Source organism: Microvirga calopogonii, from assembly GCF_003347665.1.
Lineage (GTDB): Bacteria > Pseudomonadota > Alphaproteobacteria > Rhizobiales > Beijerinckiaceae > Microvirga > Microvirga calopogonii.
The window spans coordinates 224,412-237,631 of the sequence record NZ_QDGA01000003.1; the positions used below are offsets into that span (position 1 = coordinate 224,412).

13 protein-coding genes are annotated in these 13,220 nt (G+C 64.8%); 4 read left to right on the plus strand and 9 right to left on the minus strand.

What is annotated here, in order from left to right; translation table 11 throughout:
• Positions 1–82: 82 nt before the first annotated feature.
• From lexA to DDF70_RS05435, 8 genes are all read right to left on the minus strand, one after another.
• Positions 83–787 carry a transcriptional repressor LexA gene (lexA, locus tag DDF70_RS05400; RefSeq protein ID WP_114943830.1) on the minus strand — a complete coding sequence of 235 codons (705 nt, stop codon included), beginning with the start codon at positions 785–787 and terminating at the stop codon, positions 83–85.
• Positions 788–901: 114 nt separating this feature from the next.
• A complete protein-coding gene (locus tag DDF70_RS05405) occupies positions 902–2,158 on the minus strand; it encodes a molybdopterin molybdotransferase MoeA (protein WP_114943831.1) in 1,257 nt (418 codons plus the stop codon).
• Complete coding sequence (moaC, locus tag DDF70_RS05410; protein ID WP_114943832.1) at positions 2,155–2,631, minus strand: cyclic pyranopterin monophosphate synthase MoaC; 477 nt, start codon at positions 2,629–2,631, stop codon at positions 2,155–2,157. Before moaC ends, DDF70_RS05405 begins: the two co-directional genes overlap by 4 nt.
• Positions 2,628–3,428 (minus strand): indole-3-glycerol phosphate synthase TrpC, encoded by an 801-nt coding sequence (gene trpC, locus DDF70_RS05415; protein ID WP_114943833.1) that lies wholly within the window; start codon positions 3,426–3,428, stop codon positions 2,628–2,630. The genes moaC and trpC overlap by 4 nt, the downstream gene beginning before the upstream one ends.
• 8 nt (positions 3,429–3,436) lie before the next feature.
• Complete coding sequence (trpD, locus tag DDF70_RS05420) at positions 3,437–4,450, minus strand: anthranilate phosphoribosyltransferase (RefSeq protein ID WP_114943834.1); 1,014 nt, start codon at positions 4,448–4,450, stop codon at positions 3,437–3,439.
• 5 nt (positions 4,451–4,455) lie between these two features.
• Positions 4,456–5,085, minus strand: a complete 630-nt coding sequence (locus DDF70_RS05425; protein WP_114943835.1) for an anthranilate synthase component II — start codon at positions 5,083–5,085, stop codon at positions 4,456–4,458.
• A gap of 58 nt (positions 5,086–5,143) precedes the next feature.
• Positions 5,144–6,664, minus strand: a complete 1,521-nt coding sequence (trpE, locus tag DDF70_RS05430; RefSeq protein WP_114943836.1) for an anthranilate synthase component I — start codon at positions 6,662–6,664, stop codon at positions 5,144–5,146.
• A gap of 5 nt (positions 6,665–6,669) precedes the next feature.
• Positions 6,670–8,553, minus strand: coding sequence for a SurA N-terminal domain-containing protein (locus DDF70_RS05435; protein ID WP_245435376.1), 1,884 nt, complete (start codon positions 8,551–8,553; stop codon positions 6,670–6,672).
• 147 nt (positions 8,554–8,700) lie between these two features.
• Between DDF70_RS05435 and tpiA the strand changes: the two genes are divergently transcribed.
• The 3 genes from tpiA to DDF70_RS05450 all read left to right on the plus strand — a co-directional run bounded on the left by tpiA (position 8,701) and on the right by DDF70_RS05450 (position 11,730).
• Positions 8,701–9,468 carry a triose-phosphate isomerase gene (tpiA, locus tag DDF70_RS05440; protein WP_114943838.1) on the plus strand — a complete coding sequence of 256 codons (768 nt, stop codon included), beginning with the start codon at positions 8,701–8,703 and terminating at the stop codon, positions 9,466–9,468.
• A gap of 120 nt (positions 9,469–9,588) precedes the next feature.
• A complete protein-coding gene (gene secG, locus DDF70_RS05445) occupies positions 9,589–9,996 on the plus strand; it encodes a preprotein translocase subunit SecG (RefSeq protein ID WP_114943839.1) in 408 nt (135 codons plus the stop codon).
• A gap of 105 nt (positions 9,997–10,101) precedes the next feature.
• Positions 10,102–11,730, plus strand: coding sequence for a CTP synthase (locus tag DDF70_RS05450; protein WP_114943840.1), 1,629 nt, complete (start codon positions 10,102–10,104; stop codon positions 11,728–11,730).
• Positions 11,731–11,769: 39 nt separating this feature from the next.
• Here the strand turns inward: DDF70_RS05450 and DDF70_RS05455 are convergent, their stop codons facing one another.
• On the minus strand, positions 11,770–12,108 hold the full coding sequence (locus tag DDF70_RS05455) for a hypothetical protein (protein ID WP_114943841.1): 339 nt from the start codon (positions 12,106–12,108) through the stop codon (positions 11,770–11,772).
• Positions 12,109–12,308: 200 nt separating this feature from the next.
• On the opposite strand from DDF70_RS05455, the gene DDF70_RS05460 reads away from it, so the two are divergent.
• Entirely contained in the window at positions 12,309–13,172 is an 864-nt protein-coding gene (locus DDF70_RS05460; RefSeq protein WP_114943842.1) for a VOC family protein, read from the plus strand.
• Positions 13,173–13,220: the final 48 nt, after the last annotated feature.

Here is a 13,220-nt window from a genome sequence, read left to right on the forward strand (position 1 = left end):
TAGACGTCACGTCGATGCTTGAAGGCTTGGGCTCCGCGCATCTCTACGCGCAAAACCGATTCCCACTTTTGCGCTCGATGCTTTAGTACCGGCGAACCAGACTGACGAGCTTGCCCTGGATCTTGACCCTGTCCGGGCCGAGCACGCGGGTTTCATACGCCTGATTGGCGGCTTCGAGCGCAATGGAAGAGCCGCGTCGGCGGAAGCGCTTGAGGGTCGCTTCCTCGTCGTCGATCAGAGCCACGATGATGTCGCCCGTATTGGCCGTGTCCTGACGGCGGATCACCACGAGGTCGCCGTCGAGAATGCCGGCTTCCACCATCGAGTCGCCACGGACCTCGAGGGCGAAGTGATCGCCCTGGGCCAGGAAATCGCCCGACAAGGTGATGGAATGGCTGCGGGTCTGGATGGCCGAGATCGGCACACCGGCGGCGATCCGGCCCATGACGGGGATCGACATCTCGCGGTCGCGCGGATCGGACGCCGGCTGGGGTGCAGCCTTGGCCTTGCCGGCCAGACCGCCCTCGACCACACTCGGCGTGAAGCGCCGCTGGCTGCCCGCACCGCTGGTGCTCTCCGGCAGGCGGATCACCTCCAGAGCCCGGGCGCGGTTCGGTAGGCGGCGGATGAAGCCGCGCTCCTCGAGCGCCGTAATGAGGCGGTGGATACCGGATTTGGACTTGAGGTCGAGCGCGTCCTTCATCTCATCGAAGGATGGCGGAACCCCGGTTTCACGCAGCCGCTCATGAATGAAGCGGAGCAATTCGTGCTGTTTGCGCGTCAGCATGGCTGGCCCTTAACTGCCCCTGTGGGAGCGATTCTGAAACAAATCGAGAACAAGGTAGCCGTTCTTGCTGTGTTCCGCAAGCCTGAGTGTTTGCGACTTGAAACAAAAGATTTCTCAGCAGAAGCCGCCAAGCCGAATGATGCGGCAAGGCTCGCCCGCTGCCGCCGGCGGTGCGTGAGGCGGACGCACCAGCAGGGCGTCGGAGCGCTCCAGGATGCTCAGCATGGATGAATCCTGCAGCAGATGCGGTGTTGCGACGGGAAGCATCAGCCGCTCGGAGCCGTGAGCGAGGCTCAAGGGAACATCCTGGAGGGTGAGAGCGGCGCGTAAGTAGTCCTGACGGTCTCTGTTGGCCGGCAGGTCGGCGCCCAGGATCGCATCTTCCGTCGGGTCCTCGGCGGCCTTCTGATCGCCCAGGAGAGCGCGGATCGCCGGAATCAGAAACAGGACGGCGCAGACGAGGGAGGAGACCGGATTACCGGGCAGTCCCAGCAGAAGGGTCGATCCGAGACGCCCGTGCATGAGCGGCTTCCCCGGCCGCAGGGCCACGCGCCAGAAGCCGAGATCCATGCCGTGGCGGCTCAAGGCCTTCTGCACGAGGTCGTGCTCGCCCACGGAAGCCCCGCCCAGGGTCACGAGGATGTCGGCGCCCGCATCCTTGGCTGCCTGGATGCGGTCATCAAGGGATTCGAGCGTGTCGCGGGCGATCCCGAGATCGATGGCTTCGGCGCCGGCCTTCTCCACCATCAGGATCGTGGCCGGCAGGCTGGATGCGGTAATCTGGTCGGGGCCGACCGGTTCGCCCGCACGCACCAGTTCGTCGCCTGTGGCGAGAACCGCGACGCGCGGCTTGCGGTGAACGGACAGCGCTCCATGGCCCATGGCGGCCGCGAGCGCGATGTGCCGGGAATCGAGCCGCAACCCGGCCTGCAGCAGCACGTCGCCTGAGCGGAAATCGAGTCCCGCCGCGCGGATATGCCGGTTTGGACGGGCCGCTTCCTTTACCGTCACCTGGTCGCCCGAGCGCTCCGTGTCCTCCTGCAGCACCACCGCGTCCGCCCCTTCGGGAACGGGTGCGCCGGTGAAGATCCGCACGGCTTCCATCGCCCCGACGGTGCCGGAGAAGCGGTTGCCTGCAGCGCTTGCGCCGATGACCCGAAGGGCGGCGGGAATGGTGGAACAATCGGCGCTCCGCACCGCGTAGCCGTCCATGGCCGATGCCGGGAACGGCGGCTGGTCGCGCAGCGCGCTGACGTCCTCGGCCAGGGTCCGGCCCGCACAGGCGGCGAGGGGGATGCGCTCGATTCCAACCGGCTTCTCGACGTTTGCCAGAACGCGGGAGAGAGCATCCTCGACCGAAATCAGGCTCATGGCGCTTCGAAATCTCCCGAGCGGCCGCCGCTCTTCCGCCGCAGGCGAATGTGCTCGATCCGCATGCCCTTATCGGCCGCCTTCACCATGTCGTAGATCGTCAGGCAGGCGACGGAAACGGCGGTGAGGGCTTCCATCTCCACGCCGGTCTGGCCCGCAACCTTCACCTCGGCGCTCACGCGGATTCCGGGAAGGTTGTCGTCGAGGGTGCAATCCACCTTCACCTTGGAAATGAGAAGCGGATGGCAAAGCGGAATGAGCTCGTGCGCGCGCTTGGAGGCCATGATCCCGGCGAGCCGCGCAGTGCCGAGAACGTCGCCCTTCTTGGCCTCGCCGTGGCGGATCAGGTCGAGCGTTTCGGCCTGCATGACGACGCATCCCTCGGCTATCGCGGTGCGGCTGGTGATGGTCTTGTCGGAGACGTCCACCATGCTGGCCTGACCGGATGAATCGAGATGCGTGAGTTTCGTCATGCTGCCTCGCCGAACAGAAGCCTCCGGGTCGCCGCCGCCACGTCCGCCTGCCGCATCAGGCTCTCGCCCACGAGGAAGGTGCGGATACCGACCTTGGACAGGCGCTCGATGTCGGAGAGCGTGAAGATGCCGCTCTCGCCCACGACGATGCGGTCGGACGGGATCAGGGGAGCCAGTTCTTCGCTCACCCCGAGCGACACCTCGAAGGTCCGAAGGTTCCGGTTGTTGATGCCGACGAGCTTGGTGCCGAGCGGCAGGGCTCGTTCCAGCTCCGCGCGGTCGTGCACCTCGACCAGCACGTCCATACCCAGATCGTGTGCGGTCTCGATCAGCGCGCGGGCTTCATCGTCGGAAACGCTCGCCATGATGACGAGGATGCAATCGGCCCCCCAGGCGCGTGCCTCGTAGACCTGATAGGGCTCGAACAGGAAGTCCTTGCGCAGGGCGGGCAGGCCGGAGGCTTCCCGGGCCTGATCCAGGTATTCGGGCCGGCCCTGGAAGGACGGCTCGTCGGTGAGCACCGAGAGGCAGGTGGCGCCGCCTTCGGCATAGGCCTTCGCCAGGCTCGGCGGGTCGAAATCCGGGCGGATCAGCCCTTTGGACGGGCTTGCCTTCTTCACCTCGGCGATGAGGGCAGGCCGCCCCCCGGCGAGATGGCGCTCGATGGCCCTTGCAAAGCCGCGAGGCGGGGAGGACGCACGGGCACGGCGCTCGATCTCGCTCGCCGGAACGGCCGCTTTCGCCGCCGCGATCTCCTGGCGCTTATAGGCTTCGATCTTGCTGAGAACGTCGGCCATGGGGGCGCTCAAGCGTTCGAGACTTTGACGAGGCGTTCCAGGGTCGCCTTGGAGGCGCCGCTGTCGAGCGCCCGTGCGGCACGGTCGAGACCGTCGCGCAGGTTCTCCGCCTCGTCGGCGATCACGAGGGCGGCCGCCGCGTTGAGCAGGGACACGTCGCGATAGGGCGTGCGGGCGCCATCCAGAACGGCGCGGAGTTGAGCCGCATTGTGCTCCGGATCACCGCCGCGCAACTCGTCGAGCGATACGGTCGGCAGGCCGACCTCCTCGGGGGTCACGGTGAAGCGGCGGATCGCGCCGTTCTCCAGCGCCGCCACGAAGGTCGGGCCTGTCGTCGTCATCTCGTCGAGCCCGTCGGAGCCATGCACGGTCCAGACCTTCTGGGACCCGAGCTCCTTCAGAACCTGCGTGAGCGGTTCGAGCCAAGCCTCTGAAAACACGCCGAGAAGCTGACGCTTGGCGCCGGCCGGATTGGCCAGCGGCCCGAGCAGGTTGAAGATCGTGCGGGTTCCGAGCTCGACTCGGACCGGCGCCACGTGGCGCATGGCGGCGTGGTGGGTCTGCGCGAACATGAAGCAGAGCTTCGTCTCGTCCAGGCACCGCTCGAGCTCCTCCGGCGCGAGGCCCAGCTTCAGGCCGAGGGCTGCCAGGACGTCGGCCGTACCGGACTTCGAGGAAGCCGCCCGGTTGCCGTGCTTGGCAACGGGAACACCGCAGGATGCCACGATGATCGAGGCGAGCGTCGAGATGTTGTAGCTGCCCTTGTGGTCGCCGCCGGTGCCGACGATGTCGATGGCCTTCTCGGGAGCGTTGACCCGCAGCATGCGGCCGCGCATGGCCGTCACGGCGCCGACGATCTCTTCGAGTGCCTCGCCGCGAACCCGCAGCGCCATCAGGAAGGCACCGCCCTGGGCGGGCGTCACTTCGCCGGACAGCAGGTCGTCGAAGGCATCCCGCGCCTCGTCGCGCGTGAGCGATGCGCCCGTGGCGACCTTGGCGAGGTAGGATTTGAACGATTCCATCGGTTTCAATGTCCTGCTGGAGCGGCTGCGCCGCCGGCGGCGCGGTGCTTGGCGTTCCAATCCGCCGCGAGTTCGAAGAAGTTGCGCATGATCGTCACACCGTGCTCCGAAAGGATACTCTCGGGGTGGAACTGCACGCCGTGGATCGGGAGCGAGCGGTGCGACAGCCCCATGACCAAGCCGTCCGCTGTTTCCGCCGTCACCTGCAGGTCGACCGGGCAGGTCTCGCGGTCCACGATCAGCGAATGATAGCGGGTCGCCTTGAAGGAGCCGTTGATGCCGCGGAACACCGCCTGGCCGCCGTGCTCCACCTCGGAGACCTTGCCGTGCATGGGCAGTGGGGCCCGCGAAACGGTGCCGCCGAAAACCTGCCCGATGGTCTGCAGACCGAGACACACGCCGAAGGTCGGGATTTCGGGAGAGGCGCGCTTCACCAGATCGAGACAGACGCCAGCTTCGTTCGGTGTGCAAGGGCCGGGGGACAGCACGATGGCATCCGGCTGGGAGGCCAGCACCTGGTCGGTGGTGATGGCGTCGTTGCGCACCACCTCGACGGAGGTCGCGAGCGGACCGAGCAGATGCACCAGATTCCAGGTGAAGCTGTCGTAATTGTCGATGACGAGAACGCGGGTCATAGCACGCCGACGTTCGCGTAAGCGAAGCTCCCGGTCAAGGGAAGCATCGTCGCCCGGGTCATTGTCCGATCCTCGCTTGGCTTGCGAAGCGCACGGCTTCCTCGGCGGCCCGGAACAGGGCCTTCGACTTGTTGATGCATTCCTGCTGCTCGGAGGCAGGATCGGAATCGTAGACGATGCCGGCGCCGGCCTGAACGGCCATGCGCCCGTCCTTCACCAGGGCGGTACGCAGCACGATGCAGGTATCCATCTCGCCATTGGCTCCGAAATACCCGATGCAGCCCGCATAAGGGCCGCGCTTGTGCTTCTCCAACTCGTCGATGATCTGCATGGCGCGCACCTTCGGGGCGCCGGAGACCGTGCCGGCCGGGAAGCCTGCCACGAGCGCGTCGAGAGCGTCGAAGGACGGGTCGAGCCTGCCTTCAACGTTCGAGACGATGTGCATCACCTGGCTGTAATATTCGAGGAAGAAGGAGTCCGTGACTTCCACGGAGCCCATCTCGGCCACGCGTCCCACGTCGTTGCGGCCGAGATCGAGCAGCATCAGATGTTCGGCGCGCTCCTTCTGGTCCGCCAACAGGCTTTCCGCGTGGGCCCTGTCCTCGGCAGCTGTCGCACCGCGCGGCCGTGTCCCGGCGATGGGACGGATCGTGACCTTGCCCTCGCGCACCCGCACCAGGATCTCCGGCGAGGAGCAGACGATCTGGAAATCCTCGAAATCGAGATAACAGAGGAACGGAGCCGGGTTGACCCGTCGCAGGGAGCGGTAGAGCGCGAAGGCCGGCAGGGGAAAGGTCGACTCGAACCGCTGCGATAGCACCACCTGGAAGATGTCGCCGGCGCGGATGTATTCCTTCGCCTTGGCGACCATCGTCTCGAATTCCTGCGGCGTCGTGTTCGAAACCGGCGGCTCGAAATGGATCTGCGTCGGGTCGCTGCGGTCGTCGATGGGAAGCGGGCGCTCGAGGGCGGCCGTGACGTTGTCCAGGCGCGCGAGCGCCGTCTCGTAGGCGGCCTTGGCCGAGGTTCCTGCCTGCGGGCGTACGGGTGTGATGAGCGAAATTTCGTCCTTCACCGCATCGAACACCACCATCACCGTCGGGCGGATGAGAATGGCGTCGGGGACCTTCAGCACGTCCGGATTGGGCTCCGGCAGGCGCTCCATGAGGCGCACCATGTCGTAGCCCAGATAGCCGAAGAGGCCCGCTGCCATGGGCGGCAGATCGTCCGAAAGGGGCAGGGCGCTTTCCTTGATCAGGGCGCGCAGGCTCTCAAGGGGCGGCAGCTCCTCCACGGTGAATTCCTGGAGGCGGCTCAGCGCGTGGCGGTCGATAGCCGCAACGCCGTTCTGACATCGCCAGACGAGGTCGGGATCGAGCCCGATCATCGAGAAGCGGCCGCGGGTCGCGCCGCCTTCGACGGACTCAAGCAGGAAGGCAGACCCTTTGCGGTCATGGCGCAGCTTCAGGAAGGCCGCCACGGGAGTGAGCAGGTCGCCCACGAGCGTGGCGCGCAGGACGCCGGCCTCCCCGGCCTCATAGGCCGCAGCGAACGTCTCGAAATCAGGCGTGATCGTCATGGGTTTTAAGATTCGCCGCCCGTCGCCCGACGCAGCGCCTGCTGGTTGATGGTGACGCCGAGGTCCTGGCGGACCTGGGCGATGTATTGGTTGAGCAGGTCGTCGCCGAAGCCGGTCCGGAGCTGGTTCTCGGTATTCTGCGCCGCCTGCGTGGTGGTGACGAGGGGTGGGACCATGGCCGAGGTGACATGGAACACCACGCGGGCGTCCGTGCCGTTGGCGGCATGGCCCGTCTTGCCGACGGGAACGGCGAAGATGCGGTTCACCGCTTCGGCCGTGAGGGTGTCCTTCGCCGTGTTGCGGGCGAGGTCGGTGGCGTTCTGGATCGATGCACCGGCGGCCTGGGCGACGGCCTCGATGGTCTCGCCTTTGTCCAAGCGGCCGGTGAGTTCGTTCGCCTTTTCCGACAGGCGCTGCGCCACCTGATCCTCGCGCCACTGGGTCGCGACCTGATCGCGGACCTCGTCGAGGTTCTTCTCACGGGAGGCTTCGATTCCGGTCACGTCGTACCAGACGTAGCCGGCGGCCATGCGCAGGGGCTCGTTGTCGACCCCGATGTCGGACGCGAAGGCTGCCTTCACCACGGCGTCCTTCTCAGGCAGGTTGACCGGGTTGCCGGCCTTGTCCCGGCCGTTGGTATCGACAGCTGGGACCTGAACGAGGGTCAGACCCTTTTCCTTGGCGATATCCGCCAGGGGCCTGGCGCCGGCGCGCAGGTCCTCGATCTCGTCGTGGATCCGCTCGATCTGATCCTTGGCGCGATCCTGAGCTACCTGCTGGCGAATCTCGCCGGCCACTTCCTCGAAGGGGCGGACGGACTCGGGCTGAATCTGGGTCACCCGCACGAGCACCGGGCCGAAACGGCCGGTAATCGGCGCGCTGACGGCATTCTGTTCGAGGGCGAAGGCCGCATCCGCCACGGTCTGATCGAGCATCTCGGCCTTGGTGAAGGTGCCGAGCTCCAGATCCTGCGGAGAGACGTTGCGCTCTGCCGCGATGGCATCGAAGGTCGCGCCCTCCTTGATCTTGGCGGCGGCGGTCTCGGCCTCCGCCTGGGACGGGAAGGTGATCTGCTGGATCGTACGGCGCTCCGGAGTGCCGTATTTGGCCTTCTGCTGCTCGTAGGCCTGCCGGGCATCGGCTTCCGATATGGAATCGGGTTTGGCGAGAGCGGCAGCATCGAGCGCGAGCACCGACACGGCCCGGTATTCGGGCGCGCGGAACGCGCTCCTGCGCTCGCTGAAGAACGCCTGGAGCTGTTCCGCCGTCGGAGCCGGAATGTCTCCCGCCATGGTCGGTGTCAGAAGCAGGTAGGAGGCTGCACGGCGCTCGGTCCCGTAGCGGTGGAAGGCCTCCTTGGCGGCCAGAGGCAAGTTGACGTCGCCGGCAATGGCTTCGGCCAAGTGGAGGCGAACCATGGCGGAGCGCTGCTCCTGCACGAAGCCCGCCTCGGAAAGGCCGACATTGCGCAGCGCCTGATCGAACTGGGCTCGATTGAACTGCCCGTCCGCTCCCTTGAAGGCCGGATTGTTCATGATCGAGGCTGCAATGAGCTGGTCGGAGACCGATAGGCCCATCTTCTTGGCCTGCTCCGCCATGACGGCCTCGGTCACGAGGTTGGAGATCACCTGCTGGTCGATGCCGAAGGTCCGGGCCTGCTCGGGGCTGATGACGGTGCGGAACTGACGGCCGAGCCGCTGAAGCTCGTTGGTATAGGCGTTGCGGACCTGATCGACCGTGATCTTGGTGCTGCCGACCTCGGCCACCGTGGAGGCAGGGGTCACGCGGAAGATGTCGCCGATGCCCCAGATGGCGAAGCTGACGATCAGGGCGCCGAAAAAGATGGTGGCGATGGCTTTGCCGACCACGGTCTGCCCAGCCTTGCGCATGTTCCGAAGCATCGTGAACCCGTTTTCCAAAAACTCGTTAAACCTGCCGATAACCGATCAGGGGCTCTACGAAAAGGGCAAGTCTGGTTGAAAGAGAGCTCAAGCCTCTGTACTGCCGGATGATCGAGCGTGACAGGAGTGCCGTGAATGAGCGTCGATAGGCCGCGCCCGCTGGTGGCGGGAAACTGGAAAATGAATGGATTGAAGAGTTCGGCCAAGGTTTTGACCGAGATCCATGCCGGCTACACGCCCGGCCTGATGGCCAAGGTCGAACTTGCCGTCTGCCCTCCGGCAACGCTGCTTTCTCTTTTCGCTTATGCTTCGGTCGGCTCCCGCGTCGCCATCGGCGGCCAGGATTGCCACGCCAAGGAATCGGGAGCCTTTACAGGTGATCTCTCGGCCGAGATGCTCGCCGATGCCGGCGCGACCTACGTGATCGTTGGTCATTCCGAGCGCCGCCAGTACCACAAGGAAAAGGACCAGGATGTCTGCGCGAAGGCGGTGGCGGCCCACCGGGCCGGCCTGACGGCCATGGTCTGCGTGGGCGAGACCCGCGAGGAGCGCGAATCCGGCAAGACCCTTGCCGTTGTCCGCAAGCAGCTGCGCGGCTCGATCCCGGTCGATTCGAACAGTCTCAATCTCGTGGTCGCCTATGAGCCGGTCTGGGCCATCGGCACCGGATTGACGCCGACCGTTGCGGACGTGGCGGAAGTGCATTCCCTGATCCGGGACGAGCTGCGCCGCCTCGTCGGCAAGGCGGACGCGCCCAAGGTGCGGATCCTTTATGGTGGCTCCGTCAAACCTTCGAATGCGGCCGAGCTCATGGCGGTGGAGAACGTCAACGGCGCCCTGGTGGGTGGTGCCAGCCTCGTGGCGGCGGATTTCCTGGCCATCGCCGGGGCCTATCTCGGCTAACTGAGAAAAGGCGGCTTGCGGGTCTTTGATCCTGCGCCCACCTATGCTACAGGCCGCCGCAACGAACGGATTGCGAGCGGCTGACGCCTTGTGCGCAGCCGCTTGAGGTTTTTGAAAACGATGCAAACAGTTCTCATCATTATCCACCTGGTCATCGTGCTCGCCCTGATCGGCGTGGTTCTCCTGCAGCGCTCGGAAGGCGGCGGCATGGGGCTCGGCGGCGGAGGCGGGGGCGGCGTGTCCGGCTTCATGACCGGTCGCGGCCAGGCGAACGCACTCACCCGTGCGACGGCGATCCTGGCCGGCCTCTTCTTCGTGACCAGCATCGCGCTGACCGTCATGGCGACGTCGACCCGGGCTCCGCGCTCGATTCTCGATCGCGCCGCACCGGCCGCTCCCGCCCCGGGTCAGCAGGCTCCGGCGGCTCCGCAGGGTGGCAACGTGCTCGAGCAGCTGCAACGCCTCCAGGGCGACCAGCCGGCGGCTCCGGCCCCCGCGACGCCGGCGCCCACAGCGCCTCAGCAGTAAGTGAAAACCAGGGCCGGTCCTCCGGCCCTCTCTTTTTGTGGATGGGTTTCGGGGCACGCAGTTCGCGATTGCGAATCGGCGCCCGATCTTTATGGATAGGGGTCCATGACGCGGTACGTATTCATCACCGGCGGCGTGGTGTCTTCGCTCGGCAAAGGTCTGGCTTCGGCAGCCCTGGGAGCGCTTCTCCAAGCACGCGGTTACAAGGTTCGGCTTCGCAAGCTCGACCCATATCTCAACGTCGATCCGGGGACCATGAGTCCCTACCAGCACGGCGAGGTCTTCGTGACCGACGACGGCGCTGAAACCGATCTGGATCTCGGGCATTACGAGCGCTTCACCGGCGTTCCGGCCACCAAGGCCGACAACATCACCACCGGGCGCATCTATCTCGACATCATCACCAAGGAGCGGCGCGGCGACTATCTCGGCGCCACGATCCAGGTGATTCCGCACGTCACCAACGCCATCAAGGACTTCGTGCTCACGGGCAACGAGGGCTTCGATTTCGTGCTGGTCGAGATCGGCGGCACGGTCGGCGACATCGAGGGGCTGCCGTTCTTCGAGGCCATCCGCCAGCTCGGCAACGATCTGGAGCGGGGGCAGGCGATCTACGTCCATCTAACGCTGCTGCCGTTCATCCCGTCGGCCGGCGAGCTGAAGACGAAGCCGACGCAGCACTCGGTCGCGGAGCTCCGCTCCATCGGCATTCAGCCGGACATCCTGCTCTGCCGGACCGATCGCGAGATCCCGAAGGACGAGCGGCGCAAGCTCGCCCTGTTCTGCAACGTGCGCGAGACGGCCGTGATCGAGGCGCGGGATGCCCGCTCGATCTACGACGTTCCGCTCGCCTATCACGAGGCCGGGCTCGACAGCGAAGTCCTGGCTGCCTTCGGACTCGACAGTGCCAAGACTCCGGATCTCTCCCGCTGGACCAACATCTCCGGACGTGTCCACAATCCGGAAGGCGAGGTCACGATTGCCGTCGTCGGCAAATATACCGGCCTCAAGGACGCCTATAAGTCCCTGATCGAGGCCCTTCACCACGGCGGCATCGCCAACCAGGTGAAGGTGAACCTGGAATGGATCGAGAGCGAGATCTTCGAACACGAGGATCCGGCACCGTTCCTGGAGGGGATCCACGGCATCATGGTGCCCGGCGGCTTCGGCCAGCGCGGCGCCGAGGGCAAGATTCGGGCGGCCCGTTTCGCCCGCGAGCGCAAGGTGCCGTATTTCGGCATCTGTTTCGGCATGCAGATGGCCGTCATCGAGGCGGCTCGTTCGCTCGCCGGCATCAAGGATGCCAGTTCCACCGAGTTCGGCCCGACCTCCGAGCCGGTTGTTGGCCTGATGACCGAGTGGCTGCGCGGCAACGAGCTGGAAAAACGCGCCTCCGGCGGTGATCTCGGCGGCACCATGCGGCTTGGCGCCTATCAGGCGTCGCTCAGGCCCGGCAGCAAGGTGGCCGAAATCTACGGCGGCACGGAGATTTCCGAGCGCCACCGGCACCGCTACGAGGTCAACATGACCTATCGCGACAAGCTGGAGCAGAAAGGCCTGCGCTTCTCGGGCGTTTCGCCGGACGGCGTCCTGCCGGAGATCGTGGAATACGAGGACCATCCCTGGTTCATCGGCGTCCAGTATCACCCGGAGCTGAAGTCCCGCCCCTTCGAGCCGCACCCGCTCTTCAAGAGCTTCATCCACGCGGCCGTGGAGCAGAGCCGGCTGGTTTAGACGTCAGCTTATCATCGACACTTGAGAACTCACCGCCTCTTACTTGGAAGGGGCGGTGATAGCTTCTTCCATGAATGCCGTTGCTTCGGCGATGTGTCGTGTCATCCGCTTCTTCAAAATGGGATACAGCACGATTGCGAGCGGAAAACAGATCAGTGCAAGCACGACAAGGCAGGCGTACCATGAGCTCTGATATGAAATGCGACCGGTTTTGCGATTGATTTTGACTTCGACGAAGTTGAAAGCGTTTCGGCTGATGCGAAATCGATCCTTGCCGCCTCCCCAGACCGTGCGCGTCTTATAGCCAGCAGGCATGACGGTCTTAAGATTGCTGAGGATGAGGTCAAGCTTGGGAAAATCGTGAGAAGTTTGAGACATCTTGAGTCCGGTAGAAGAAAGACGTGTGCCGAAGGGCTAATTTTTCCGGGTTTGAGCCGACTGTTATTGAGTTTGTTTATGATATAAAATAACGATCTTCAAGCAGTTTAACGATCTTGTTGATGATGCGGTGTAAGATCAGGAGTATCGCTTGAGGAATACAGGCCGATACGAAACGCTTGTTGAATGAGAGACTGCCATTGACCCGTCGGATCGACCATCTCGTCATTGCTGTCCGCGACTTGGATCAAGCCGGAAGCTTCTATCGGCGTCTCGGCTTCCAGGTCGGCGGCCGCAACCGTCACCCTTGGGGCACGGAGAACCGGATCGTCCAGTTCTCCGGTTCCTTCATCGAACTGATCACGGTCGGCGAGGGCGCGGCCATCGCGCCGCATCGGGCCAGTGCCTTCAGTTTCGGTGCCTTCGTCCAGGATTATCTCAGGGGCCGCGAGGGCCTCGCCATGCTGGTCCTCGACAGCCAGAATGCCGAGGCGGACGCGACTCTGTTTTCGCAAAAGGGCATCGGATCGTTCGAGCCGTTCCATTTCGAGCGCAGCGGCAAGCGTCCCGACGGAAGCGAGACGAAGGTCGCTTTCACCCTGGCTTTCGCAGCGGCCAAAGACTCTCCGAAGGCCGGTTTCTTCGTCTGTCAGCAGCATTTCCCGGAAAACTTCTGGAACCCTGAATTTCAGCGTCACGACAACAGGGCGACGCAGATTTCATCCGTCACCCTGGCGGCGCCGGATCCGGAGCGGCTTCGCACCTTCCTGACCGCTTTCACGGGCGTGCAGCCCGCGAGCCCTGATGGAGACGATCTGTCCTTCCGGTTGGGCAATAGTCACATCGACGTGCTCACGCCCGACGACGCGGCCGAGAACTACGGGTCGGTGGAGGCCGAACTCGATCAGCCGTCCTTCGTGGCTTTTGCGGTTCGCGTTGAGGACATCCACGCCCACGCGAAATGGCTGGATGCCGCCGAGATTCCTTACCAGCATATCGGCAGCAGGCTCATCGTGCCGGCGAGCGCAGCCTTCGGCGTCGCGATCGCCTTCGAGCCAACGTAATATTAACCATGATCCTCTAGACGGTGGGAAAACATCGTGTGGGGGACT

Bases quoted from the DNA above. Each gene is read 5' to 3' on its own strand.
- lexA (WP_114943830.1), bottom strand. From the start codon at position 787: ATGCTGACGCGCAAACAGCACGAATTGCTCCGCTTCATTCATGAGCGG.
- DDF70_RS05405 (WP_114943831.1), bottom strand. From the start codon at position 2,158: ATGAGCCTGATTTCGGTCGAGGATGCTCTCTCCCGCGTTCTGGCAAAC.
- moaC (WP_114943832.1), bottom strand. From the start codon at position 2,631: ATGACGAAACTCACGCATCTCGATTCATCCGGTCAGGCCAGCATGGTG.
- trpC (WP_114943833.1), bottom strand. From the start codon at position 3,428: ATGGCCGACGTTCTCAGCAAGATCGAAGCCTATAAGCGCCAGGAGATC.
- trpD (WP_114943834.1), bottom strand. From the start codon at position 4,450: ATGGAATCGTTCAAATCCTACCTCGCCAAGGTCGCCACGGGCGCATCG.
- DDF70_RS05425 (WP_114943835.1), bottom strand. From the start codon at position 5,085: ATGACCCGCGTTCTCGTCATCGACAATTACGACAGCTTCACCTGGAAT.
- trpE (WP_114943836.1), bottom strand. From the start codon at position 6,664: ATGACGATCACGCCTGATTTCGAGACGTTCGCTGCGGCCTATGAGGCC.
- DDF70_RS05435 (WP_245435376.1), bottom strand. From the start codon at position 8,553: ATGCGCAAGGCTGGGCAGACCGTGGTCGGCAAAGCCATCGCCACCATC.
- tpiA (WP_114943838.1), top strand. From the start codon at position 8,701: ATGAGCGTCGATAGGCCGCGCCCGCTGGTGGCGGGAAACTGGAAAATG.
- secG (WP_114943839.1), top strand. From the start codon at position 9,589: ATGCAAACAGTTCTCATCATTATCCACCTGGTCATCGTGCTCGCCCTG.
- DDF70_RS05450 (WP_114943840.1), top strand. From the start codon at position 10,102: ATGACGCGGTACGTATTCATCACCGGCGGCGTGGTGTCTTCGCTCGGC.
- DDF70_RS05455 (WP_114943841.1), bottom strand. From the start codon at position 12,108: ATGTCTCAAACTTCTCACGATTTTCCCAAGCTTGACCTCATCCTCAGC.